A 26,042-nucleotide genomic window follows, 5' to 3' on the forward strand; every position below is an offset into this window, starting at 1 on the left:
TTTAAAGTGCAAATTCAACCATATTCTATGGATAAATATAAACAAGCCCTCAATCTAAAACATTATGTCCTAGTACTCATATTAGTCGAGATAATCCATCCAAACAGGAGGCGTTCCTATTATTTTTTGAACAGTATCAATGAACAGTTTGGCTAATGGTTGTTGATTTCGGTGAGTATACATTGCATATATTTCCCCTATTGCGGGAAGATTATAATCAGGAAGCAACTGGACAAGATCTTGTTTACTCAAACTCTCCTGAAGAAAGAACTGCCCTATTAAAGCATACCCTAGATCAGATTTTACGGCATCGAGCATTAACTCAGTTTCATTCACGAAGTACTGCCCGTTGATATTATACGTTCTAACGTCGCTTGATGACTGGCTTGGCGCTATACGTAGCTTATCCGCCTTAAAGTTAGCATTAGAGTATATTACTGCTGGCATTTTTATAAGCTCTTCTGGAGAGCTCGGAGTTCCATACTTGTCAATAAAACTCTTTGATGCAACCAGTGCCATATTATTGCTTGCCAACTTACGTACTATCATGTTGGACTCTCGGATTGGTCCGATACGAAACACAACGTCAAAACCTTCGTGGATAACATCGACTCGATTATCATCGAGCAGCAGCTCTACAGTAATGTTTGGGTACTGTTTTATAAACTCTTTAACTGCCTGATTTAAGTATGCTCTGCCAAAGAAAGTGGAGCTTGATATTTTCAAGTTACCCTTCGGTTCATCCTGAAATGTAGCAGCAATACTACGAGTTTCGGTTAGAACCTCTCTTACTTTCTTGGCTTGCGCCACCATCTCAACACCTGCATTGGTCAGGGATAGCGAACGCGTGGAACGGTTTAACAGCCGTAAGCCCAATTCATCCTCTAGCTTTTTGATCTGTTTTGACAAAGCTGAACGATCTATATGATTTCTGTCAGCAGCTTTAGCAAAAGTTCCGTATTCAGAGACATCCAGTAGTAATTCAAGTTGGCTTGCGAGATCCACTGCACAATTCCTTATTTAGTTTTTATTCTTTATGTGATGGGAAATGGATTTTACAAAATTAATTTCAATTTTTTATGGTTCAAATTGCATCAGTGAATTGCAAATAATGCACGAATTAAAAACGCTTTAATTTTCGTCGCTATCTTTAGCTTCTGTTTAGTTATTCCTATCTATTATGGCTTATTACATTTAACAATACTCCACGTCTTTAAAACCCTAAACTGACCTTTTTCAAACCAAAAAATGAGCATTTTGACCAATATTTAATCGTGCATTTTTATCACTACTCTATGTTCGCTGAGGGCCTATTTACCCATAGGTACAATGAATACAATGCCGTTCCTTTTAGTATGAACAGAATCATTTAGGGCGCGACAAATGTTAAAGAAAGTTTTCGGCATTGGCCTTTTATCCGTTTTAGCTGCTTGTGCAGACGAAGAGATAACCAAACAACCTAATACTCCCTTACCTACGATAGACGTCTCCAAAGTTATCTATGAGCCCGTTCAATCGTGGTTCACCTTTACAACAAGGCTTCAAGCCCCAGAGAAAGTTTCTTTAATGCCACGCGTTTCCGGAGTTATTGAAACGGTAGAGTTCAAAGACGGACAGAGTGTCAACAAAGGCGACTTACTCGTCACTCTTGATGATCGAACCTTCAAAGCTCAGGTCTCACGACTTGAAGCGCAAGTTAAGAGTGCTCGAGCTGCGCTAGAGCAAGCAGCAAACGAACAAAAGAGAGCCGCTCAACTTGTTAAGCGAAAGGCCATCTCAGCGGAACAAGCAGAGGCCCGAGATACCGCAGTAAAACAACGCTCTGCAGAACTAATGGCCTTGCGTGCTCAGTTAGAATCCGCAAAGTTAGATCTTGAGTTTACGAAGATATATGCCCCTATTAGCGGCACTATTTCAAGAGCATTCATTACTAAAGGAAACAATGTAAACGCAAATCAAAGCGTTATATCAAACATTGTCTCTAACGATCAGGTATATGCATACTTTGATGTCGATGAGCGAACTTGGAACCGTTACTTCTCGACAATCAATGCCGACTCTAACTTACCTACTCGTCTTGAACTATCTGGACAAAATGGGCAGGAGTTTTTTGGACGCGTTGACTTTGTCGACAACTCCATCAACGAAAACACCGGTACTTTGCAGGTTCGAGCGGTATTCGATGCAACAAAATCAAGCTTAAAAGTGGGATCGTTTGGCCGAGTTCAGATATCAACAACCAAACCAGTTGAACGAGTTCTCGTTCCAGAGCGTTCTATTGGCACAGATCTAGAAAACCGCTTTGTATTAACACTCAATGAAGAGAATACGTTGCAATACAGCATCGTAACCTTAGGCGAACGTTACGGAACATTTCGTGCCATCGAGAATGGCTTGAACGCCGACTCAGTTATTGCGGTAAATGGCCCAGCAAAAGTTGGCCCAAATAGCAAAATCTCACCAAAAAATGTCACGCTAGATATTAGCAACACCTCATTGATTATGGCTTCAAACTCAACATCGTTGCCAAATAAACGTTTAGCTCAAGACTAAGAAGACAACCGAATGAAATTTGCACACTTTTTTATTCAAAGACCCATATTTGCCTCTATGTTATCGCTATTGATATTAATAGTAGGCGCAATTTCACTTTTACAGTTGCCTGTGAGTGAATATCCAGAAGTTGTCCCTCCTACAGTCGTAGTTACAGCAAACTATCCTGGTGCGAACCCAAAAGTAATCGCAGAAACAGTTGCTACGCCTCTGGAGCAAGAAATTAATGGTACAGAAAACATGTTATATATGTTTTCACAGGCAACCAGTGACGGCAGAATGACATTGACCGTAACCTTTGCTTTAGGTACGGACTTGGACAAAGCTCAGGTTCAAATTCAAAATCGCGTCACTACAGCTTTGCCCCGATTACCAGAAGCCGTCCAACGGTTAGGAGTTGTTGCCGAAAAAGCCTCTCCTGATCTCACCATGGTTGTGCATATATATTCTCCAGATTCTAGCCGTGAAGTCAGTTATTTAGCTAACTACGCTAATTTAAACTTGAAAGATGAGATAGCTCGGCTCGGAGGCGTTGGTGATGTGCGCCTTTTCGGTGGTGACGAGTACTCAATGCGCTTGTGGTTAAATCCAGATGAGCTCGCTTCTAGAAATCTAACCGTAATGGACGTTGTCTCCGCCGTCCGATCTCAAAACCAACAGGTGGCAGCAGGCTCATTAGGTGCGCAACCAGCCGCTAATGAAAACCAATTCCAAGTTTTGTTGAACGTAAAAGGCCGCTTGGAGAATATTGATGAATTCAACGACATTGTAGTAAAAGTTGACGAAACAGGGGCTTTGACACGTCTTAAAGACGTTGCACGCGTAGAGCTAGGTCAAAACTCTTATGCACTGCGCGCCTTGTTAAATGGTAAACCAGCGGTGGCGATGCCCGTATTCCAGCGCCCTGGTGCTAATGCTATTGAGCTATCTAATCAGGTTCGTTCAACCATGGACCGTTTACAAACAGCCTTTCCAGCTGGAGTTTCATATGAAATAGCCTACGACCCGACCGTCTTTGTTCGTGGTTCGATAGACGCGGTGGTTCATACTCTGCTAGAGGCAATTGTACTTGTTGTTGTCGTAGTCATTTTGTTTTTGCAAACATGGCGCGCGTCTATCATCCCTATCATTGCGGTGCCTGTTTCATTAATCGGTACGTTCGCCGTAATGCAAATGCTTGGGGTATCGATTAACACGCTTTCGTTGTTTGGGCTTGTTCTCGCCATAGGCATCGTCGTCGATGACGCCATTGTCGTCGTCGAAAACGTGGAACGGAACATCCATAATGGACTTGCACCACTAGAAGCAACGAAACAAGCAATGACCGAAGTTACCGGGCCAATTATTGCAATTGCTTTAGTGTTATGTGCGGTGTTCATCCCGACGACCTTTATTACAGGGTTATCCGGTCAGTTTTATAAGCAGTTCGCACTAACAATTACGATCTCGACGATTATTTCAGCAATTAACTCGTTGACGTTATCGCCTGCTTTATCAGCACTGCTATTACAAGATAAGAACGCAAAACCCGATCGGCTAACCAAGCTCTTGGATGCGGTTTTTGGTAAGTATGTTTTTGCGCCATTCAATAGAATTTTTGAGTATAGCTCGAACCAATATCAAGCTCTGGTCAAGAAGCTGATTCGCTTTAGCCTTGTTGTTGTGGTGGTATACATTGCGTTACTCGGGGGAACGGCTTCTCTATTCAAAGCGGTTCCTGGAGGATTCATTCCTCAACAAGATAAGCAGTATTTAGTTGCGATCGCCCAACTTCCAGATGCAGCAAGTTTAGATCGAACAGAGTCCGTTATTAAAGAAATGGAAAACCTCGCGCTGGCAACACCTGGCGTAGCACAAACCATTTCTTTCCCAGGCTTATCGGTCAATGGTTTTACTAACAGTCCGAATAGTGGCATCGTTTTTGTTACGCTTGAGGACTTCGATAAACGAAATGATCCAACTCTCGGAGCAAATGCGATTGTTGCATCTTTGAATAAGAGCTTTTCAATCATTGATGAAGCCTTCGTTGCGATTTTTCCACCACCACCAATCCAAGGACTTGGCTCTACTGGCGGCTTTAAACTTCAAATCGAAGACCGTGCGAACAAGGGGTTTGATGAGCTCTTCAAGCAATTGAACTTGGTAATAAGTGAGGCATCAACAAGACCCGAGCTGATGGGATTATATTCCACATTTCGTATACAAGTGCCGCAGATGGACATCCAAATAGATCGTGAACAAGCGATGCTGCAAGGTGTTCCTCTAGAGCAGGTTTTTGATGCGCTTCAAGTTTATTTAGGATCATTATACGTCAATGACTTCAATATGTTTGGTAGAACATACAAAGTGAATGCCCAGGCAGACATGAACTATCGTCTCGAACCTGACCAAATACTTAATTACAAAGTAAGAAATGCTGCCGGAAAAATGGTTCCTCTCGGCGCTGTACTGGAGATCATACCCACGATTGGGCCTGACCGCGTGATGCACTATAACGGCTACCCTAGTGCAGAACTAAACGGCAGTCCTGCTTTTGGTTACAGCTCTGACCAAGCCCAAACGGCTATTGAGGAAGTACTGGATCAAAACCTAGCAGAGGGAATGGTTTATGAATGGACTGATGTAACCTACCAGCAGATTTTGGCTGGTAACACGATGGTGTATATATTCCCACTTGTTGTTTTGTTAGTTTTCATGGTGCTAGCTTCGCAGTACGAGAGTTTAAAACTGCCATTCGCTATCATTTTGATCGTTCCCATGACCATTTTTTCTGCACTAGCAGGTGTTTGGTTCATTGGTGGTGACAACAATATATTCACACAAATTGCTTTGATTGTCCTTGTGGCTCTAGCGTGTAAAAATGCCATCTTGATGGTGGAGTTCGCTAAAGAACTTAAAGACAATGGCCAAGATACCTTATCAGCGATTTTGGAAGCATGTCGTTTACGTCTTCGACCGATTCTAATGACATCAATTGCATTTACCGCTGGTGTTATTCCATTAATGATTGGTACAGGGGCCGGAGCGGAAATGCGACAAGCAATGGGTATTGCCGTATTCTCGGGTATGGTAGGCGTAACGGTATTTGGATTACTACTCACACCTGTTTTTTACATGTTAGTGAGTCGAAACAAAAAACGTCAAACACTATAACCATAATATAAATACTCATTTAAATTCATACTAAAGGGAGCTATTGCTCCCTTTTCTTTTGGTTATTAAGTATACTAATAATTTCTAGACAGAGCAGAAGTTATACATGAAACTAATACGCTAATATCTAACGTGGATAAACATTGTGGATTTAGCAAATAAACTACACCTGCTTTTAGAAGTCTCTAAAGCTGGATCTTTTGCAAAAGCAGCAGATGGGATGAATATCGACCGCTCTGTTTTGTCTAAACACATCAAGCAGTTAGAAGAGCACTTAGGCGTTAGGCTATTAAACAGAACGACTCGCTCTCTTTCATTAACACAAGTCGGCCAGCAAATAGTAGAAAAAGCAGACCAAATATCTCAACTCCTTGATGATACTCAACAAATAGCGGAGAACTTTCAGACTGAGCCTTCAGGGAAAGTACGAATTTCAAGCTCAACATTATTTGGAAAACTCTATCTACAACCTTCGATAGAGAAGTTTTTACATAAGTACCCAAAAGCAAGTGTTGAACTAATGCTAGATGATCTTCATGTAGACGTGATTAGAAGTAATTTTGATATTGCTTTTCGAATCGGACCTATGAGGGATTCATCAATGGTAGCAAGAAAATTAGCAAAAAATACGACTGCAATCATTGCTTCTCGAAATTTAATTGAAAAACATGGTAACCCAGAAACGCCGGATGAGTTAGTTAAGCTACCTTTTATTATTTATTCAAATGGTAATTTTATTGTCGATAAACTTAAATTCTACGACAAAGAAAAATCAGATGGTTTAGATACATACCCAATATCAGGGTCATACATGGTAAATGAAGCTGAGCTAATAATTGAAAGCGTAAAGTCAGGTCTGGGCGCAGCACTTATAGGTCAATTTATGCTTCCTAAAAACCTAGAGTCTTCTAATTTAGTCCAACTTTTACCAGAATATGAAACTCAAGATTTTGGTGATATTTATGCCATGTACTCACACCGTCAGCAATCACCATTGGTTAGGGCATTCATTGATATCGTTCAAGAAGAAATTGGCATACCACCAATATGGGAAAAGCATTTCAATAAAAGCTAGGCGATTCTATTTAACCAAAATTAACAGAAAATCAAATAAAATCAACAATTTAAAACAGAAATGTTTAAGATCCATCGAAGTTTAATGTTAGGTGAATTAAGTTCCATTCTAAATGGCGCTTAATTCACTAAATATAAAACACTCTTGATTTATAATACTAACAAATCCATCACCTATACAAGTTACGATGTATATTAAAGAAAAACACACCTCGGTCACTAGTTTGTTAGTATATAAAATATCTTATCTTATTTTTTTGGTTATTTATACGTTAGCAACGATTTATTTTAGCGTACAAATGGACAAAAGCACATCGGAGAACTCTCTTATAGAAATGACTCAAATAGCATTTGTGCTTTTTTCATCGTTAATGTGTTTGTATAAATCTAAGGAATATCTTGAACTCAAACACATATTAGTAATAATGTCTTCATTTTTTATGGTTATATTCGTTAGAGAAATGGACTACCACATAGAGCAGTATTTCTCTCACGGTTCATGGAAGTACCCTGCTTGGATTATAATAGTCTCGGTCTGTTATTTTTGTTTTAATAACATAGTTAACATAAAAAATGAGGTCAAACTTTTCATTTCTCATTCTAGCTTCACGACATTAACGATTGGCTTTTTCATTGTTTTCTTATTCTCACGCTTTGCAGGGTATGGTGATTTTTGGGTCGAGTTCATGGGGAACTCATACAATAGAGACGTGAAAAACTTGGTCGAAGAAAGCTTAGAGTTACTAGGTTACGCGATACTTTTAAACGGTGTTTTACTTATTAAAGTAGAAAACCACTAAGTATAAACAAAAGTTCAGAGCTTGTAGTTCAAGCTTTGAACTTTTTTTGGTTAAAAAAAAGCAGCAAATATAATTTGCTGCAAATGATGAAAAAAACAATATGCGTAAGTTAACTTCCTAGCAATGGATGCGTTAACGAGTTAATAATAACGAACCGTAACAATTAAGTCTCGTTGAAAATAATCCATAAAGAATGGCATTTATTACACTGTTAATTATGTAACCTTATCTAATCTAGTTATCACACGCCGTCGTTTTGATATCTTATCTCTTTCCGTCAATAAATAGCTCTTCACATCAGATCCCATTTATCATCCCACAACAGTCGGATTCACAACAAAGCAAAAAAAATCAATAAATTAGAAGTGGTCACTTAAAAAATAAAAAGGAGTAAAAACGAAACTATGTCAGATAGAACATATTAAAGATCACCGACTCTGAGTAGAAAACCGTTCATACTCGTTACGCATACAATCAATAAAGACTTCCATCGCCGGCGTCACACACTTCCCAGCATGATAAGCGCAGAGTGGCTCGATCATCTGTGAAAATTCGGTGAACTCAAGCTCTAGTAAACTGCCCTCTTGCAACTCTTTTTCAACCGTAAAACGAGGTAAGTAAGAGATACCAATATTACTCTCAACGCAATTTTTGATCGTATTAATACTGCTAAGTTCGATCATGTTGTCGATGCTAATATCACGCTCTTGAATAATGCTCTCAAACATCTGTCGAAAAAGGCACTTAGGGCCATTGCTTATAAACCCTAAATCAATATGTTGCTCTCTCTTCTTTAAATCTAGCCCTTTTAAAAGCGGTGAAGCAACTAATACCAGTGGCTCGTGCTCAAACTCGTGGACCTTGAGCGTATCGTCATTACCTACTCGATAAAACACACCTAAATCAGCTTTATCCGCTATCAACTCATCTCGAATCTGATAGCAATTTTGTGATTGCAGAGAGAGTCGGACATTGGGCGCTCTGATCCTGAACTCTTTTAAAACATTAGCCATCTTATAAGCAAGTTGAGTCTCAGCAATCAGCACTTTCAATTCACCGGTCGGCTCCGAGTTTTCTTGCTGTGCTGTTCCCTCAATATTTTCCATCACTCGCGCCAGTTCATAGACGTAAGGCAGTATCTTTTCTCCTGCTTGAGTCAAAACCATCTTACGCCCTATTTTTTCGAACAGCTGCAGAGACAGATCTTGTTCCAACTGCTTGATTTGAAAGGTGACGGTTGATTGCGTGCAATAAAGCTTCTGTGACGCTTTTAGAAACGATCCTTCTTCAACAATAGCTTTAAAAGTAAGAAAGCGTTTTAGATTCATGACTAGACTCCACAACCAACAGTTCAATAAATTAAAAGTCTAAGTTTTAATTTATTCAATTTTTTAATCAATTGTAGCGAAGTATAGTGCAGTAAAAACAGGAGAGATAGAGATGACAGCCATCTACACCGCATTTTTTACTTACGTAATCATTACTTCAATTACACCAGGGCCAAACAACATTTTATCGCTCAGCATCGCGACGCAATATGGACTAAAACGCTCAACAAAAGTGATTTCGGGGATGTTTTGTGGCTATGTTGTTTTGATGCTACTTTGTGGCGCTTTCACGTATAACATGATCAGCCTCTTGCCCGTGATTACACCTTGGCTAACATGGATTGGAGCAGCTTATATTGTTTGGTTGGCTTGGGGGCTTGCTACGAGTGAGATCAAAACTTCATCGGATAATTCTAAAGGTATCAGTTTCTTAACAGGTTTCGGTTTGCAGTTCGTTAATGTGAAAATCATTCTTTATGGAATTACCTCTATTTCTACGTTCGTACTGCCCCACACTCAGAATATCTACTGGATCTTAGCGACTAGCCTCATTCTTGCTTTGATCGCACTTCTTAGCAACGTAGTTTGGGCCGTTGCAGGAAAGCTACTTCAATCGCAATTCCAGAGATATGGCAAAGTCATCAATATGAGCTTAGCAGCAGCTCTGATCTATTGTGCGACACAGTTATTTACTTAAGTATATAGTTGATCATCAAGAACAATATTGCTCTTCAACTTAGACGACTACGTTTATGTGAAGAGCAAATTCTGCTCTACAAATCGCTGCGGTTTCTCCTGCCCTTACTCGCTCCTCCCGCGCCTCCATAGGGCAGTTTTTGAAGAAGTAGATTCAACGTAACTTAATCAACCTAAAGATACGAAATCTTGTTTAGCTATACATACACGGCCTTGGCGACCTCGGCAATAACTAAGTATTACTTAGTATACACAAATCAGAAAAACTAAGATAATCTTAGTCATCCAAGTCCTTCGTATGAACTTTAAGTGTTGTTTAATAACCCACTCCCAGCCCGCCTTAAGCATGCGCGTAAACAAGCGAATCTGTCCCAAAAAGCACTGGGCATCCGTATCGGCATGGATGATAGTTCTGCAAGTGCAAGGATGAATCAATACGAAAGGGAGCGCCATACTCCCGACGTAAAAACGCTCAAACTTATCGCAGATGAGCTAAACGTGCCTCTAAACTATTTTTTTTGTGAAGATGAAATCACCGCTGAACTTGCTGTGAATCTCCACAAGCTGTCAAATGATGACAAGCAAAGAGTGCTTGAGAGCACAGCCCAGCTGATTGCGGACGCAATCGCCACGAAGTCGAGTACGTAATTGGGATTAAACGCCTAAGAATACGTATCAATACCAAAGAATCAAAGAGCATAACTAAGGGTTCAACATGGCTACAACAAAAGCACTTGTGGTTTTTTCCGGTGGGCAGGACTCTACGACCTGCTTAATCGATGCATTAAATACATATGATGAGGTTCATGCTATAACGTTTGATTATGGCCAGCGTCATTCAGATGAAATAGATATCGCTATCGAATTAGGTAAGCAACTTAACATCAAAAGCCACAAAGTCCTGGATGTAAAATCAATTAATGAGTTAGCGATAAGCTCGCTGACAAGAGACAACATTCCGGTATCTAATGACTTAAGCGACGCTAACGTACCCAATACATTCGTTCCAGGGAGAAACATTCTCTTTCTTACTTACGCATGTATCCATGCTTACCAGCTTGGCATTCAAGACATCATTACGGGAGTCTGCGAAACAGACTTTAGTGGTTACCCTGACTGCCGAGACAACTTTATTCGCTCTCTAAATCTCTCTTGCAATTTAGGTATGGATAAAGCCTTCAACATTAAGACTCCTTTAATGTGGCTTACTAAAGCCGAGACCTGGGCTCTAGCTGATAAGCACAATATGTTGGAGTTTGTCCAAAACAATACTTTAACATGTTACAACGGAATCGTTGGTAAAGGCTGTGGTGAATGCCCAGCGTGCCTACTGCGACAAAGCGGCTTAGAAGAATACTTAGCGAGCAAATAGTCTTTGTTAGCGGTAATAGCGCTGGGATAAAACCTTTTGCGTTAGCTTCTAAACGTTTTATCTCAGCGTGAAACTCCAGCCAACAGAGCTTCATTTTGATGCCGCCAGATTGGTGGCATCAATTAAATGCGAAACGATTGTCGAACCAAAGATAGCACCACACCACAGCAGCCAACACTGCTTAGCTTTTACAACGCTATAAATTGTTTAGATATATCGACAATGTTTCGATAGCAAAGCTACCAACGGCATTACTCGCGAAACCGGAATTAGATAGAAAAGCTACCTCGAATGATGACGAGTCTCTCGTCTAAGCAATACTCAAATATTTATGAGTTTGAACAGACAAACGCCAATTGCGGGCAATGCACGTATCAATACACAATTGCGTAGCACGAGGCTTCTGGCTAATTGGTTGTAGTGCAATGATAGTCTCGGCCGCTACGTTCGCATTTGCTAAAAGGTCATCAAGGTGGTCGATGTCTTTCTGGGTGCCGACTGGATGCTTAATCTCATTTGCTCGCTCTAACGCGCTATTAAGCACTGGCAATTTACCTTTCATTGCCACTTTTGGTGACACTGTCACCCACGTATTTTCTGAAGTAATCACTTCTGATGTGCCACTGGTTTCAATTTGGCATTGGCACCCCATATCTTCAAACGCCTTTGTTAAAGGGCGTAGATCATAAATACAAGGCTCTCCACCAGTAATCACGATATGCTTAGCATTAAAGCCTTGCTGTTGATATTGCTCTACGATGTTCTCGGCAGATGCAACACACCACGTCGGAGAGTCTTCCGTTTTCACCAGAATATCGCCTATTTGACGTTGATCATTCTCATCTGCATACCACGTTTGTTTGGTATCGCACCATGAGCAACCAACCGGACACTCTTGAAGCCGAACAAAAACAGCAGGGACTCCAGTGAAAACCCCTTCCCCTTGGATGGTTTCAAACATCTCATTTAGCTTATACAACGCAGAACTCACTCAACTCATAACATTTCGAGGCGAAGACCATAATGGACACGCGTGTCTAGGTCAATTTAAACCAAAAATTAATTGTTAAAATAGACCATTTTGTAGTTTCATAGCGTAATGAATATAGGTTTCTGGTTAACGTTAAACCAAGCCTTATTCACTGACAGCTCCCAAAAAACTTTAAGGTAAGAAATGATGTATAAACTGATCGCACTAGATATGGATGGCACGCTACTCAATAGTGATAAAGCCATTTCTGAAGAAAACAAACAAGCGATCGCAAAAGCTCGAGAAGCAGGCGTTACTGTCGTTCTCGCTTCTGGTCGCCCATTAGAAGGAATGCAAGACAAGCTCGACGAACTGAATATCCATTCCGATCGAGATTTTGTTCTTTACTACAACGGTTCGATGGTCAAGAACGTAGGCACAAACGACATCATCCACCAGCAAATCATAGATGGTAAAGCTGCAAAATTGGTGGCGCGAAAAGCCGAAGAGCTAGGTGCGTACGTCCATGCTTTTAGTCAAGTTCATGGTTTAATCACCAACGAACACAACCCTTACACCGATATTGAAGCAAAGATAAATGGCTTAAATGTCACCGAGATGAACTTCGAATCACTAGAAGACGATCATCCAATCATCAAAGCTATGATGGTTGCAGAGCCAAGCAAACTAACAGAAGTTATAGCAGCACTGCCAGCTGAAATGCGCGAAGCGTTTACCGTTGTTCAAAGCGCTCCGTTTTTCCTTGAGTTTCTTAACCCTGCGAGCAACAAAGGTATTGGTGTTGCCGCAATTGCCGAGTATCTGGGAATTAAACCGGAAGAAGTTATCTGTATGGGTGACGCAGAAAATGACCACCACATGCTGAAATACGCTGGCCTTGGTATCGCGATGGCAAATGCAATGGAAGAAACCAAGCAAATCGCTGACTACATTACGGCAAGTAATGATGAGCACGGTGTCGCTAAAGCTATAGAAAAGTTCGTGCTCAATGCATAGCCCTTTCCGCCATGTCTGTTGCGTTAAGCTTCTTACGTTTAACATCCCTAGCCGTCCAAGATAGGCAAGCGGCGTTGTTCGTGGACTAAACGTGTAAAAGCCTTGCTGTAATGCAAGGCTTTGTTTTTACTTAAATACTAATAGATAACAAATACAGCCATCAATCTAGCAACGTTTTGCTCGGTTGGTTTTCACAAGTCAGCTTCCTTGCAAGCAGCATAAATAACAACATTAATAATGGATAATGTAACGTCGACAAGACTAATGACCACAAACCGCTAAACGATACGATATTAGCCGAGTACAAATAGAGTTGATCAACAAGCAACAATGCCAGCGTCACAAAGATCATCTGCCGAGTATCTAAATGTGCTTTCGACTCTTTAAATGTCATGACCAACGCTGATGCAGTGATTAAAATTGCTAGCCAGCGACCAAACACAGGTAATGGCCAGATGACGGAGATGACCGCTGTTGCCGCAGTCATAATGAACCAGACGCCTTTTGAGCTTAGAACTTGATCAACGTTCACATCTTGATTTGTTTCCAATCGAAGAACATGCCAAGCCACCAAGCTGCCTAACAGCGCGCCAAATAACATATCTAAAATAAAGGCACTGCCGAGGAAAAACTTACCTAACACCACTGTAAGAGTGATGAACACGAAGACTGCCGTTGTTCCATTCAAACCGAAATACTGGGTTCTATGAAACAAGAACGTCAGAACACAAAACCACACAGCGATAGGCAAGCTAGGAAAACTAAAGCCAAAGCTGTGCGTTAACTCCATCATTGGTATATAGACATGTGGGCGCGGTAACGAAAAGCCTTGTTGAGCGACAAGCACCATAAGCGACGTTGCACTAATTGCAAAAAAGAGTCGGTACACAAACCGGCTACCAAAGCGCATCATGGCAAAAGGAAATAGAAAGAGTAGTACCGTCGGTTCTGTCAGGTCTATAACCAGTTTCGAGATCTGACTAGCTACCTCGTAACTCGTTTCTGACAACGCCCCTACCCAACTCTGTAAATCTATCAGCCACGCCAATTCAACCTGTCGAAATGAAGGCGCGGATTCGATCAGCTGAGTCACATAAGATACTGATTGCTTGGTAGCTTGATCAAAAAACTGAGTGGCTTGTGGCCATTGCTCAGGATAACGATATAAAGATGATGGTAATTCAGATGGGCTAAGCAGCATCGCTGACGCAACTTCTACTCCATAATGAGGGGCAAACCAAATAGGCAGTTCATTTCCACCTAAAGAATTATTCATAGAAAAAGCGATAATATCAGAGTCTGATATACAGTCGTAAAAAACTGCAGTGTCCGTTCTGCCAAGCTCCTCTCCAACCGTAACCACTATACCGGTTTCTTCCCACGTTTCTCGTTGAGCAGCAACTTGTGGAGACTCACCATCAATGATGGTTCCGCCAGGTAGAGAAATCTTATCCGTCAATACTTCATGAACTAGCACTAACTTGTCATCAGCGCGAACAATACAGAGCGTTCCTTTAACTTCGCTCGCAGTGGCTTTAGCCGTAGAGATCGGTGAAACAGGTAACAAAATAAAACAAAGGATGAGTAATAACAGCTGTCTCAACACAAAATATGACCTTAAATAAACATAATGATAACCAATGAATCATGGCAGTTAATCTTATCTTTTTCGACAAAAATTAAGTAACGAGTTATGCCAAACTGAGTTGATCGCGTAAAATCTGATCTCAACGCTCACTGGAGAATAATTTAATGCAAACCTGACAAAAATCAGACAAAACATAAAATGTTGATCGCAATTCTGCCAGTTATATAAAGATAACGTCAGGACAAAGTCATACACATTTTGTGGGTTCTCATAGTTGACACAATAAAAAAGGGCTTATTATTCGCAAACAATAAACCCCAGTTATAATAACTATGTACTGATCGTTGAAACCAAGAATAAATCTTATCTCATGGTCAACGAATCAAATTCACTGGCCCGATCGTTAGTTAGACTTGCAATTCGCATCGCCTACTTTTTGCCAAACACCCCAAGGCCCTGAGTCTGCTGGATTATCACCTTGAGTCCACCACTGCGCTTGCCAAACTTTACCATTCCAAGTAACCGTATCTCCTTTGAGATACACTAAGCTGGCTTGCCATACAGTTGTACAGCTATCTGTGGGAGGCGTTGTCACCGTTTTCGCTTGAGCGGATACTAACGCTTGGTATTGTGTGCTGGTCTTATCAACGTTGAAGTTCAAAGCCACTCTTGCTTCTCCGCTCTGAGTAGCACCAAATTCAACATCAACACGACAACTTGCATTCATTGCTAACGTCGCCTGAGAGCACTGATCATTGGCAATAACAGCTGCATCAGTAACACCCGAAGCAAACGCGCGAACATTTTCCACAGTGAACGTGGTGCTCCCTGAATTCTGGATAACAAAGCTATGTTGCTGTAACTCCCCAACATTAAATGATGCCAGTGTCTGTTCGGTGGTGTATCCAACAGAAACATTCTCTTTTGGTGGTGTTGCTGTTCCGATAACACCATCGACAAAATTGCGCATAGCAGCGATATCGCTATAAACCCCATACATACCAGGACGAGCACAACCTATTCCCCAACTGACCACACCAAGTTGAGTAATTACACCACTGCGATTAATGACGATTGGACCACCACTATCTCCCTGACAAGAATCTATCCCACCTTGAGGAATACCAGCACAGAATGACACTTCTCCAACCGTTGTGTAGTTGCCACCGGCTTGACGGCAAGTCATATCCGACACAAGTGGGACGTCAACCTCTTGCAATCGAGACGGAGAGCTTCCTCCTTCAGAAGTTCGCCCTAAGCCAGCAACACTAAGCCAATCTCCGATGCTCGCGTATTGCGTTAGACTACCATTCGCAATCTCAACTGAAGAAACACCTTGAGGCACAGAGTCGAGCTTCAATACCGCGAGGTCATGAGAAAGCGTCGCGCGGCGATATGCCGGGTGCATATGGATCTCACTGACGTTTGCACGAACACCATCACTACCGTTATAAACAACGCCACCGATTTTAACCGCAATCTGACTCGGAGAATCACCCTCAACACAATGTGCAGCAGTCAGGACGTAACCATTCCCGATATAACTGGCCCCACAATACGATCGGTTACCATAACGACTAACAATTTGGGTGTAGAATTTCCAGTCACGTGGGTCGGCAGTTACTCCGCCTACGATCTGGGGTTGGATGGTGTGATTTTGCGTCTGTGACAAATCATCAGCACTTGCGAACATTGGCAAAACGGCTAAAGCAAGTAACGATTTTGTTAGTTTCAAAATATTGTCCTCTTGTTTTTGTAAGCACGATCCTCGTGCTACTAATAAACAAGCAGACAAAAACGCCGATACCAATGTAGGTGCATATCAATTTGTTAACATTGCGAGTAGCTTATAGAGAAAAGTCTATTGACGAACTGAATGATTTCAATTCGATCGAACCTAAATCACAATATTAAAGTTAAATACGATTATTCGTTCAGCGGTTTTCTTAAATAGTGGATATGGTGTGCAAACCCTTGTTTTTCATACAAAGATATTGCGCCCTGGTTAAAATGCCATACTTCAACAAACATCTGTTTTGCACCGTAATCAGAGAACGTTGACTCAATTTTATTAATCAAAGCCTGCGCCGTACCTTGTTTTCGATATTCAGGCAGCACATAGAGCTCATCCACGCTTCCCATCATAACTGGCTGGCTGACGGTAGAAATAAGTTCACAGAAGTGACCAGAAATAAAGCCAATAATTTCATCTCCTTGTTTTGCTACGTAAACAAGGCACTCAGGGTCGTCAATATATCGAGCAATGCTTTTTTCTTGTTCTATCTCCTCTGCCGTTTTGAAAAGCTCAGGAGATTGAAGATGATGCTCATCATGAAGCTCGAACATAAGATCGTTGAGCAACTCTAGGTCGCTAAAACACGCAGGTTTAATCGCAAACGTGGTCATACAAAGGGTCACTAAAAATGGAATGGCTGTAGTTTGTGAGGAAAACGTCGTATTGGCAAGTCACAAATGCTTTCACGATACGTTTGTACTGTTTGAACAACAAAAAGGCCCCTGCACTTAATAAACGTACAGAGGCAGAACCAACCAACAGAGTTCGAGGATCAGGGGTTAGTTAGAATTGAGTTTTTCTCAGCGTCGTAGCACTCGCTCAATTTCGTTCAAGCTACTTGGGTCATCAATCGTTGACGGAACGGTGTATTTTTCACCATCAGCTATTTGACGTATAGTTCGACGCAAAATTTTACCTGAACGTGTTTTCGGTAAACGGTCTACAACCAACGCATGCTTGAAGCAAGCAACTGCACCTATCTCACTACGCACTTTGCCAACAAGCTCACCTTCAAGGTCTAGCTCATCCACTTTGACGCCGTCTTTCAGTACAACAAAACCAAGTGGAAGCTGACCTTTTAGATCATCGTGGATACCAACCACCGCACATTCTGCAATCGCTGGGTGGCCTCCTACTATTTCTTCCATTTCACCTGTCGACAATCGATGTCCCGCGACATTAATCACGTCATCAATACGTCCCATAATAAACAGGTAACCGTCTTCATCCAGATAGCCACCATCACCTGACACGTAGTAGCCTGGGAACTGGCTAAGATAACCAGTTTCAAAACGGTCATGATTACGCCAAACCGTTGGCAGGCAACTTGGTGGTAGCGGACGTTTTAATGCGACAAAGCCTTGTTGGTTAGGCCCGACAGCCTCTCCAAGTTCATTCAGAATTTCGACCTGATAACCCGGAATGGGCTTCGTCGAAGAACCAGCTTTAACTGGCATCATTTCGACACCTGTCGGGTTGCCAGCGATGGCCCAGCCCGTCTCGGTTTGCCACCAGTGGTCAATAACGGGCTTGTCCGCTTTGCTCTGAACCCACTCCAGTGTCGGAGGGTCAAGGCGTTCTCCCGCCATAAAGATGGTTTTCAGATTCGACAAGTCGTACTGTTTTAAGTGCTCGCCTTCCGGGTCCTCTTTCTTAATCGCACGAAACGCCGTTGGTGCAGAGAACAACGCATCTACTTTATATTCATCACACACTCGCCAAAATGCGCCAGGATCCGGTGTTCGAACAGGCTTGCCTTCGAATAGGATAGTAGTGCAACCGTGAATCAGTGGAGCGTAAACAATGTAAGAGTGCCCTACTACCCAGCCCACATCAGATGCCGCCCAAAAGACGCCATCTTGAGGAATGTTATAGATTGCGCTCATGGAGTACTTCATCGCGACAGCATGGCCACCGTTATCACGCACAACGCCTTTCGGCTTACCTGTCGTACCCGATGTATAAAGTATGTAGAGCGGATCGGTTGCTAACACCGGAACACAACCATGTGGCAGCGCTTGGTTGTACTCTCGCTGCCAATCTAAGTCTCTATCTTGGTTTAGCTCAGCGTCGCACTCTGGACGTTGGAAAACAAACACTTTCTCAGGCTTCCAACGGCTGTCCATAATGGCTTTGTCTACCATTGGTTTGTATGGAATGACTTTGTTGATCTCAATCCCGCACGACGCCGTCATGATCACTTTCGGCTCTGCATCTTCAATTCGTACAGCAAGCTCATTAGGAGCAAAACCGCCGAATACTACGGAATGAATCGCCCCCAAACGCGCGCAGGCAAGCATCGCCATTGCGGCTTCTGGGATCATCGGCATGTAAATAACGACTCGGTCTCCTTTTTCAATACCTTGAGCAGACAGCATGCCAGCAATTTTTGCTACTTGGTCACGTAGGTCGCTATAGGTGTACGTGGCTTTACGACCTGTCACTGGCGAGTCATAAATGAGTGCAGTATTATCACCGCGTCCTTGCTCGCAATGGTAATCTAATGCTAACCAGCACGTATTCATTACACCATCTGGAAACCAACGTTCTATGCCGTTTTCATCAGATTTCAAGATAGTTTTAGGAGATTCGAACCAATCGATATTCTCCGCTTGAGCGCGCCAAAAACTCTCCGGTTCATTCTTCGCCCATAAGTATTCTTTTTCGTATGAAGACATATTGCTTCCTCCAGTATGTCCTGACATTGCTCTCGTTCTACTCAAAGATCGCTCTTTTAATCCAAAGATCGTCTCTTTTAATCGAAGACATAGAAGGGTACACGCACAAATCCCTCCATCAGTATTCTCGCACTTCGGCTCATAATGGCTTTTTGCACCACCCAGCCCTGCTCAGTTTGCTTCGCTTGTGCCCCAACTTTTAACGTTCCTGACGGGTGACCAAAAGTCACGGACTCTTTTTCACCGCCACCAGCGGCTAAATTCACTAACGTTCCGGGCACACACGCAGCAGAAGCGATAGCAACGGCTGCTGTTCCCATCATTGCATGGTGAAGTTTGCCCATCGACAGCGCGCGAACGAGCACATCAATATCCGACTCATTAACGGCTTTACCACTTGAAGACAGGTAACTTTTCGGTTTAGAAACAAACGCTATTTTCGGCGTATGTTGGCGTGTTTGAGCTTCTTCTAAATCAGAAATCAGGCCCATTTTTAACGCGCCATATGCACGGATGGATTCGAACATTGCTAATGCTGTGTCATCGTTGTTGATATCGTCTTGCAGCTCGGTGCCCTGATATCCTATCGATTCAGCATCAATAAAAATGGTTGGTATGCCCGCGTTAATAAAGGTCGCGTTGAACGTACCCACATCCGGCACCACTAAATCATCAACTAAGTTGCCCGTTGGGAACATACTTCCTTCGCCATCGGAAGGATCAACAAAATCCACTTGAATCTCTGCCGCTGGAAACGTGACACCATCGAGTTCAAACTCTCCGGTTTCTTGGACGAAACCATTGACGATTGGCACGTGAATCAAAATCGTTTTGCTTATGTTCACTTGCCAAACACGCACCGTCACAATGCCATTTTCTGGAATACGGTCTTGTGGGATCAGACCAGCATGAATGGCGAAAGGACCGACAGCGGCAGACAAGTTGCCGCAGTTACCGCTCCAATCGACGAATGGTTTGTCGATCGACACTTGACCAAATAAGTAGTCAACATCGTGATCGGCTCTGCTGCTGCGCGAAACAATCACTGTTTTACTGGTGCTTGACGTCGCGCCCCCCATACCATCAATTTGCTTCGCGTACGGGTCAGGGCTGCCAATAACGCGTAGCAACAGTTTGTCACGTGCGGCTCCAGCCACTTGCGCTTCTTGAGGCAAATCCTCTAGGTTGAAAAAGACACCTTTACTCGTGCCGCCACGCATGTACGTCGCGGGCACTTTTATTTGGCTTGTTTGATTCGGAGTATTATTTGACATACGCACTCCTTATTGTGCCAAGAAATCTTGCGCGAAACGCTGCAGAACACCGCCTGCGTTGTAAACGTGAACTTCGTCAGCGGTATCTAAGCGACAAGTAACCGGAACATCGACTTTATCGCCGTTGCTGCGTGTGATAACCAGCGCTAAATCAGCGCCCGGCTTGATTTCTCCAACCACGTCGTAAAGTTCCGTACCATCCAGCTCTAGCGTATTGCGGTTAACGCCTGGCTTAAATTGCAGTGGTAGTACGCCCATGCCAACCAAGTTAGTACGGTGAATACGCTCAAAGCCTTCAGCAACAATGGCTTCTACGCCTGCCAGTCGAACGCCTTTTGCTGCCCAGTCACGGGATGACCCCTGACCGTAATCCGCGCCAGCCACCACGATCAATGGTTGTTTACGATTCATGTAGGTTTCAATCGCTTCCCACATACGAACCACCTGCCCTTCTGGCTCTACACGCGCCAGAGATCCCTGCACGACTTCGCCGTTTTCCTTCACCATTTCATTGAACAACTTTGGGTTAGCGAAGGTCGCGCGTTGCGCCGTTAGGTGGTCACCACGGTGAGTCGCGTAAGAGTTGAAATCTTCTTCTGGCACACCCATTTTCGCTAAGTATTCACCTGCTGCGCTGCTTGCGAGAATCGCGTTGGATGGTGATAAGTGATCAGTGGTGATGTTGTCGCCCAGAATCGCCAATGGACGCATGCCAGACAATGTTCTTTCTCCCGCTAGCGCACCTTCCCAGTACGGTGGTCGGCGGATATAGGTACTCATCGGACGCCAGTCGTACAGCGGGTTGGGATTTTGCTCTTGATCATTCAGCTTAAACATCTGAATGTAAACTTGCTTAAACTGCTCAGGTTTAACATGAGTACCGACAACTGCATCGATCTCTTCATCGCTTGGCCACAAATCATTGAGATAAATTGGTTTGCCGTTTTGGTCCGTGCCCAATGCATCGCGCTCGATATCAAAACGAATCGTACCCGCTAGCGCATAAGCGACAACCAATGGTGGTGAAGCCAAAAAAGCTTGTTTGGCGTACGGATGGATTCGACCATCAAAGTTACGGTTACCAGAAAGCACCGCTGTCGCATATAAATCACGGTCGATGATCTCTTGTTGGATTTTTGGATCCAGCGCACCACTCATACCGTTACAAGTTGTACATGCGTAACCAACAATGCCAAAGCCAAGCTTCTCTAGCTCTGGTAATAAGCCCGCTTCTTCCAGATACAAGCGTGCAACTTTAGAACCCGGAGCAAAAGACGATTTCACCCAAGGTTTACGTACAAGACCAAGTTCGTTGGCTTTCTTCGCCACAAGGCCAGCAGCAACCACGTTTCTTGGGTTACTAGTATTCGTACATGAGGTAATAGCAGCGATGATCACTGCACCATCTGGCAACTCGCCTTCTTTCTCTTCCCACGCTCCAGAAATGCCGCGCTGTGCCAACTCAGAAGTTGGTAAACGACGATGAGGGTTTGACGGACCAGCCAAGTTACGGCTAACTGATGATAAATCGAACTCAAGTACGCGCTCGTAAACGGCGCTATCAAGATCGTCTGCCCAAAGACCGGTTTGTTTTGCGTAATTTTCTACTAGAGCAACTTGTTCTTCATCTCGACCAGTTAGTTTCAAGTAATTGATGGTCTGCTCATCAATATAAAACATGCCAGCTGTTGCGCCGTATTCTGGTGTCATGTTTGAAATCGTTGCGCGGTCTCCGATCGTTAGATCACGTGCGCCTTCTCCGAAGAATTCAAGATATGAAGATACCACACGCTCATTACGCAGAAACTCAGTAATCGCGAGGACAATATCCGTTGCGGTAATGCCCGGTTGACGTTTACCCGTCAGTTTGACACCGACAATATCTGGTAGACGCATCATTGATGGTCGGCCAAGCATGACGGTTTCTGCTTCCAGACCACCGACACCTATCGCAATAACACCAAGAGCGTCTACGTGAGGCGTGTGACTGTCCGTACCCACACAGGTGTCTGGGTAGGCAATGCCCTGCTTTGCTTGTACCACAGGAGACATTTTTTCCAAGTTGATTTGGTGCATGATGCCATTCCCAGCTGGAATCACGCTGACGTTTTCAAACGCTGTTTTACACCACTCAATAAAGTGGAATCGGTCTTCATTACGGCGCTCTTCAATCGCGCGGTTTTTGTCGAAGGCATCAGGGTCAAAGCCCGCATGTTCAACCGCTAAAGAGTGGTCAACGATCAATTGTGTCTCAACCACTGGGTTCACTTTTGCAGGATCACCGCCCTGATCTGAAATGGCATCGCGCAGACCCGCTAAATCGACTAGAGCGGTCTGACCAAGAATGTCATGACAAACAACGCGTGCTGGATACCAAGGAAAATCAAGATCGCGTTTGCGTTCAATTAACTGTTTCAGGCTATCTGTCAATGTGTTCGGGTCACAGCGGCGGACCAGTTGCTCAGCTAGCACGCGAGAGGTATAAGGGAGTGTTTCATAGGCTCCAGGAGAAATGGCATTGACGGCTTCGCGTGCATCAAAATAATCCAGTTGAGTTCCCGGAAGCGGCTTACGATATTGGGTATTAATATTTGTGTTCATGGTTTGCTTCCATTCAGTCTTTACATCTTGCCTTCATCAAGGTTTTCCATTGCTCCAGAAACACAGTGATGAGAGGTTTTCCTTCCTCTGTTAGAGAGAATGACAAAGGAAGGAGGTGGTCAACCAAAGCATATAATGCCCTCGTTGACCTTCGCGCTAGCGATTCTCGATAGGCACCCATTCTTGATGATCTGGGCCCGTATAATCGGCACTTGGGCGAATAATACGGTTATTGGCACGCTGTTCATAAACGTGTGCAGCCCAGCCCGTTAAACGACTCATCACAAAGATTGGGGTGAATAGTTTGGTTGGAATGTCCATGAAGTGGTAAGCCGATGCATGGAAGAAGTCCGCATTACAGAACAGACCTTTCTCTCGCTTCATCACTGATTCAACACGCTCAGAAACCGCATATAGATGTGTATCACCAACTTGTTTCGATAGCTCTTTGGACCAGCGTTTTATTAAGGCGTTGCGAGGGTCACTTTCACGATAAATCGCATGACCGAAGCCCATGATCTTGTCTTTATTGGCTAGCATTTTCATGATGTTCGCTTCCGCCTCGTCGGGCGTTTGCCAATCTTCAATCATTTCCATCGCCGCTTCGTTCGCACCGCCGTGAAGTGGTCCACGAAGCGTACCGATTGCTGCCGTGATACAAGAATGGATGTCTGACAACGTTGATGCACAAACGCGTGCTGCGAATGTAGAAGCATTAAACTCATGTTCAGCATAAAGAATGAGCGAGCAATGCATCACTTGTTTGTGCAGCGCAGATGGCGCTTTGTCCGTAAGTAATCGCAAAAAGTAACCACCGATGCAATCTTCAGTCTGATCCTCGGTGTTGATACGCACGCCATCATGACTAAAGCGGTACCAGTAACAGATGATGGCAGGGAACAAGGCTAGCATACGTTCGGTTGCTTTCAGTTGCTCCTCGAAGCTCATTTCCTGCTCTAGGTTACCCAATACAGAACAACCCGTGCGCATCACGTCCATTGGGTGTGCGCTTGCAGGAATCAACTCTAAAGCTTGTTTTAGCTCGGCTGGCAAACCTCTAAGGCTGAGTAGGTGTGTCTTGTACGCATCAAGTTCTTGTTGATTCGGCAAGTGACCGCGTAACAGAAGGTGAGCCACTTCTTCAAACTGTGCGTTGTTCGCAAGATCAGTAATATCGTATCCACGATAAGTTAAACCAGTTCCCGTTTTTCCGACAGTACATAAAGCTGTGCTTCCTGCGCTTTGACCACGAAGGCCTGCGCCACCTAATTCTGCTTTCTTTTCTGCAGTTTGAGACATTGTTTGAACTCCTTTTCTGTCTGACTTTTCCCTCTCTGGGGTGTTTTTAGCCAAACGAATTTCACGTTATTAGATGAGATAAATTCCGATTATCTTTTTCTTGGGCTTCCGTCTATTTTTGCTTTTCCCCCGCTATTTCCCTTCAGAGAATAACTGGTCAAGTTTGTCTTCATAGTCGTGGTAATTCAGGTGCTGATACAACTCTTTACGTGTTTGCATCGAATCAACCAGTGCTTCCTGATTACCCACTTCTAGCAAATGTTTGTAGACCGTTTCAGCAGCTTTGTTCATGGCACGGAACGCACTTAATGGATAAAGCACCATGTCCACTTTTGCTTTCGCTAGCTCATCGCAGCCATACAGCGGTGTCGCGCCAAACTCTGTAATATTCGCCAGAATAGGAACGTGCTTTCCGGTCGCTTGCTCAAGCGCATTTGAAAACTGAAGGTACTGGTCCAGCTTGTTCATCGCTTCGGGGAAGATCATGTCTGCGCCAGCTTCCACACACGCAATCGCGCGCTCGATTGCGCTGTCCATGCCTTCAACAGCTAACGCGTCAGTACGAGCCATAATCACGAAACTTTCATCATTGCGTGCATCAACCGCGGCTTTTACACGATCAACCATCTCTTGCTGGCTGACTATTGCTTTGTTCGGACGATGACCACAACGTTTCTGTGCGACTTGGTCTTCCATGTGCACCGCTGCCGCGCCTGCTTTTTCCATCGCTTTGATCGTGCGAGCAATGTTAAATGCACCGCCAAAGCCCGTGTCAATATCAACCAAAAGAGGCAAATCACATGCGTTAGTAATGCGGTCAACATCAACCAAAACGTCGTTTAATGTTGTGATACCGAGATCCGGCAATCCGTATGACGCATTTGCGATACCGCCACCAGACAAGTAGATCGCTTGGTGACCCAAGTTTTTTGCCATCATGGCGCAATACGGGTTTATAGTGCCGACAATTTGTAGTGGATTATTTTGTTCAATGGCGAGTCTGAATTTCGCTCCCGGTGTTAAGCTCATGACGAATTCCTTCTAGTCTTTGTCTAAACTTTCTGTATGTATAATTTGAGATTGGATGAGCTTTCGACTTCCTGATATGTGTCTTCTCATCAACATTTCTGCAAGCTCTTCATCGCGATTGCGAATGGCTTCCAAAATGAATTTGTGTTCGGTGAGCGCCTCATTCGGGCGAGATTGCGCACGTGGCGACTGGTAACGATACATCCGTAATAAGTGATAGAGTTCATCACACAGCAGAGATATTAACTTACTGTTTCTGCTCGCTTGGATGATGCGATAGTGAAAATCAAAGTCACCATGTTGATGGAAGTAAGACGCGCCTTCCATTTGGTCTATATGCTTGGAATGTGTCGACAATAGCATTTCCAAGCTTAAGAGCTCTTCTTGCGTAATGTGTCGCGCAGCTAACCTTGCTGCCATGCCTTCCAATGCTTCTCGAACGGCATAAAGTTCTATCAGCTTTTCCGGAGAAAAAGTGGTCACTCTGGCCCCAACATGAGGAATTCGCTCGATGAGCCCTAGCCCCTCTAAGCGCATCAATGCTTCACGCAAAGGCCCACGACTGACTTGATATTTCTTTGCTAGCTCAGGCTCTGATATCTTATGGCCAGGCTTCACATCGCCATTAACAATGACTTCAATCAGTGTTTCGGTCAGCGTTTCGGATTTGGTGTGTTCTTTCTCAGAACCCAGCACTTTATAACGAGCTTTCAACTCAGAGTTCATATTCAGATACTCTTGTTACCGACATCGAAATGTCTACAATTTCTTAACCTGAATATAAAGTAGTCGATCAAAGTGTCGACAATCAAGTA

19 protein-coding genes are annotated in these 26,042 nt (G+C 43.5%); 7 read left to right on the forward strand and 12 right to left on the reverse strand.

From position 1 onward, the window contains the following. Positions 1-81 precede the first annotated feature (81 nt). Positions 82-1,005 carry a LysR family transcriptional regulator gene (locus R7041_RS01365; RefSeq protein ID WP_017821684.1) on the reverse strand — a complete coding sequence of 308 codons (924 nt, stop codon included), beginning with the start codon at positions 1,003-1,005 and terminating at the stop codon, positions 82-84. Between the two features lie 378 nt (positions 1,006-1,383). Here R7041_RS01365 and R7041_RS01370 point away from each other — a divergent pair, with 378 nt between their 5' ends. The 3 genes from R7041_RS01370 (at position 1,384) to R7041_RS01380 (ending at position 6,781) form a co-directional block, all read left to right on the forward strand. Beyond that, positions 1,384-2,553 carry an efflux RND transporter periplasmic adaptor subunit gene (locus tag R7041_RS01370; RefSeq protein WP_017821685.1) on the forward strand — a complete coding sequence of 390 codons (1,170 nt, stop codon included), beginning with the start codon at positions 1,384-1,386 and terminating at the stop codon, positions 2,551-2,553. Positions 2,554-2,565: 12 nt separating this feature from the next. Then, on the forward strand, positions 2,566-5,706 hold the full coding sequence (locus R7041_RS01375) for an efflux RND transporter permease subunit (RefSeq protein WP_170890262.1): 3,141 nt from the start codon (positions 2,566-2,568) through the stop codon (positions 5,704-5,706). Positions 5,707-5,851: 145 nt separating this feature from the next. Continuing rightward, positions 5,852-6,781, forward strand: a complete 930-nt coding sequence (locus R7041_RS01380; RefSeq protein WP_017821687.1) for a LysR family transcriptional regulator — start codon at positions 5,852-5,854, stop codon at positions 6,779-6,781. A gap of 1,227 nt (positions 6,782-8,008) precedes the next feature. Here the strand turns inward: R7041_RS01380 and R7041_RS01385 are convergent. Then, entirely contained in the window at positions 8,009-8,908 is a 900-nt protein-coding gene (locus R7041_RS01385; protein WP_206949677.1) for a LysR family transcriptional regulator, read from the reverse strand. A gap of 112 nt (positions 8,909-9,020) precedes the next feature. On the opposite strand from R7041_RS01385, the gene eamB reads away from it, so the two are divergent. From eamB to queC, 3 genes are all read left to right on the forward strand, one after another. Beyond that, positions 9,021-9,605: a cysteine/O-acetylserine transporter gene (gene eamB, locus R7041_RS01390; protein WP_005388201.1), complete on the forward strand. Its 585-nt coding sequence runs from the start codon at positions 9,021-9,023 to the stop codon at positions 9,603-9,605. Positions 9,606-9,913: 308 nt separating this feature from the next. Then, a complete protein-coding gene (locus R7041_RS01395) occupies positions 9,914-10,252 on the forward strand; it encodes a helix-turn-helix domain-containing protein (RefSeq protein ID WP_005388200.1) in 339 nt (112 codons plus the stop codon). A gap of 67 nt (positions 10,253-10,319) precedes the next feature. Next, complete coding sequence (gene queC / locus R7041_RS01400) at positions 10,320-10,976, forward strand: 7-cyano-7-deazaguanine synthase QueC (protein WP_005377298.1); 657 nt, start codon at positions 10,320-10,322, stop codon at positions 10,974-10,976. A gap of 310 nt (positions 10,977-11,286) precedes the next feature. On the opposite strand, the gene queE is transcribed toward queC, so the two are convergent. Continuing rightward, positions 11,287-11,937 (reverse strand): 7-carboxy-7-deazaguanine synthase QueE, encoded by a 651-nt coding sequence (gene queE, locus R7041_RS01405; RefSeq protein ID WP_005377296.1) that lies wholly within the window; start codon positions 11,935-11,937, stop codon positions 11,287-11,289. A gap of 216 nt (positions 11,938-12,153) precedes the next feature. Here queE and R7041_RS01410 point away from each other — a divergent pair, with 216 nt between their 5' ends. Next, positions 12,154-12,963, forward strand: a complete 810-nt coding sequence (locus tag R7041_RS01410) for a Cof-type HAD-IIB family hydrolase (RefSeq protein ID WP_017821691.1) — start codon at positions 12,154-12,156, stop codon at positions 12,961-12,963. A 160-nt stretch (positions 12,964-13,123) separates the two neighbouring features. Here the strand turns inward: R7041_RS01410 and R7041_RS01415 are convergent, their stop codons facing one another. The 9 genes from R7041_RS01415 to R7041_RS01455 all read right to left on the reverse strand — a co-directional run bounded on the left by R7041_RS01415 (position 13,124) and on the right by R7041_RS01455 (position 25,953). Continuing rightward, a complete protein-coding gene (locus tag R7041_RS01415) occupies positions 13,124-14,569 on the reverse strand; it encodes a bifunctional NUDIX hydrolase/phosphatase PAP2 family protein (RefSeq protein ID WP_206949676.1) in 1,446 nt (481 codons plus the stop codon). 385 nt (positions 14,570-14,954) lie between these two features. Next, positions 14,955-16,286, reverse strand: a complete 1,332-nt coding sequence (locus tag R7041_RS01420; RefSeq protein WP_017633778.1) for a trypsin-like serine protease — start codon at positions 16,284-16,286, stop codon at positions 14,955-14,957. Between the two features lie 191 nt (positions 16,287-16,477). Beyond that, positions 16,478-16,957, reverse strand: a complete 480-nt coding sequence (locus tag R7041_RS01425) for a GNAT family N-acetyltransferase (RefSeq protein WP_005377290.1) — start codon at positions 16,955-16,957, stop codon at positions 16,478-16,480. Positions 16,958-17,146: 189 nt separating this feature from the next. Further along, complete coding sequence (locus tag R7041_RS01430) at positions 17,147-19,024, reverse strand: propionyl-CoA synthetase (protein ID WP_206949675.1); 1,878 nt, start codon at positions 19,022-19,024, stop codon at positions 17,147-17,149. Positions 19,025-19,101: 77 nt separating this feature from the next. Beyond that, entirely contained in the window at positions 19,102-20,298 is a 1,197-nt protein-coding gene (prpF, locus tag R7041_RS01435; protein ID WP_005377286.1) for a 2-methylaconitate cis-trans isomerase PrpF, read from the reverse strand. A gap of 9 nt (positions 20,299-20,307) precedes the next feature. Next, entirely contained in the window at positions 20,308-22,899 is a 2,592-nt protein-coding gene (acnD, locus tag R7041_RS01440; protein ID WP_005388187.1) for a Fe/S-dependent 2-methylisocitrate dehydratase AcnD, read from the reverse strand. Positions 22,900-23,055: 156 nt separating this feature from the next. Further along, positions 23,056-24,198: a 2-methylcitrate synthase gene (gene prpC / locus R7041_RS01445; RefSeq protein ID WP_005377283.1), complete on the reverse strand. Its 1,143-nt coding sequence runs from the start codon at positions 24,196-24,198 to the stop codon at positions 23,056-23,058. A gap of 132 nt (positions 24,199-24,330) precedes the next feature. After that, positions 24,331-25,227 carry a methylisocitrate lyase gene (gene prpB, locus R7041_RS01450; RefSeq protein ID WP_005388185.1) on the reverse strand — a complete coding sequence of 299 codons (897 nt, stop codon included), beginning with the start codon at positions 25,225-25,227 and terminating at the stop codon, positions 24,331-24,333. A 12-nt stretch (positions 25,228-25,239) separates the two neighbouring features. Next, a complete protein-coding gene (locus tag R7041_RS01455) occupies positions 25,240-25,953 on the reverse strand; it encodes a GntR family transcriptional regulator (RefSeq protein ID WP_005377279.1) in 714 nt (237 codons plus the stop codon). Positions 25,954-26,042: the final 89 nt, after the last annotated feature.

The sequence above is a fragment of the Vibrio sp. 1751 genome, assembly GCF_033339895.1.
In the GTDB taxonomy this organism is placed as follows: domain Bacteria; phylum Pseudomonadota; class Gammaproteobacteria; order Enterobacterales; family Vibrionaceae; genus Vibrio; species Vibrio alginolyticus.

Coding starts and splice junctions, on each gene's coding strand:
- R7041_RS01370 (WP_017821685.1), top strand. CDS start 1,384: ATGTTAAAGAAAGTTTTCGGCATTGGCCTTTTATCCGTTTTAGCTGCT.
- R7041_RS01375 (WP_170890262.1), top strand. CDS start 2,566: ATGAAATTTGCACACTTTTTTATTCAAAGACCCATATTTGCCTCTATG.
- acnD (WP_005388187.1), bottom strand. CDS start 22,899: ATGAACACAAATATTAATACCCAATATCGTAAGCCGCTTCCGGGAACT.
- R7041_RS01425 (WP_005377290.1), bottom strand. CDS start 16,957: ATGACCACGTTTGCGATTAAACCTGCGTGTTTTAGCGACCTAGAGTTG.
- R7041_RS01385 (WP_206949677.1), bottom strand. CDS start 8,908: ATGAATCTAAAACGCTTTCTTACTTTTAAAGCTATTGTTGAAGAAGGA.
- R7041_RS01455 (WP_005377279.1), bottom strand. CDS start 25,953: ATGAACTCTGAGTTGAAAGCTCGTTATAAAGTGCTGGGTTCTGAGAAA.
- prpC (WP_005377283.1), bottom strand. CDS start 24,198: ATGTCTCAAACTGCAGAAAAGAAAGCAGAATTAGGTGGCGCAGGCCTT.
- eamB (WP_005388201.1), top strand. CDS start 9,021: ATGACAGCCATCTACACCGCATTTTTTACTTACGTAATCATTACTTCA.
- queC (WP_005377298.1), top strand. CDS start 10,320: ATGGCTACAACAAAAGCACTTGTGGTTTTTTCCGGTGGGCAGGACTCT.
- R7041_RS01430 (WP_206949675.1), bottom strand. CDS start 19,024: ATGTCTTCATACGAAAAAGAATACTTATGGGCGAAGAATGAACCGGAG.
- prpB (WP_005388185.1), bottom strand. CDS start 25,227: ATGAGCTTAACACCGGGAGCGAAATTCAGACTCGCCATTGAACAAAAT.
- R7041_RS01410 (WP_017821691.1), top strand. CDS start 12,154: ATGTATAAACTGATCGCACTAGATATGGATGGCACGCTACTCAATAGT.
- queE (WP_005377296.1), bottom strand. CDS start 11,937: ATGTTTGAAACCATCCAAGGGGAAGGGGTTTTCACTGGAGTCCCTGCT.
- prpF (WP_005377286.1), bottom strand. CDS start 20,298: ATGTCAAATAATACTCCGAATCAAACAAGCCAAATAAAAGTGCCCGCG.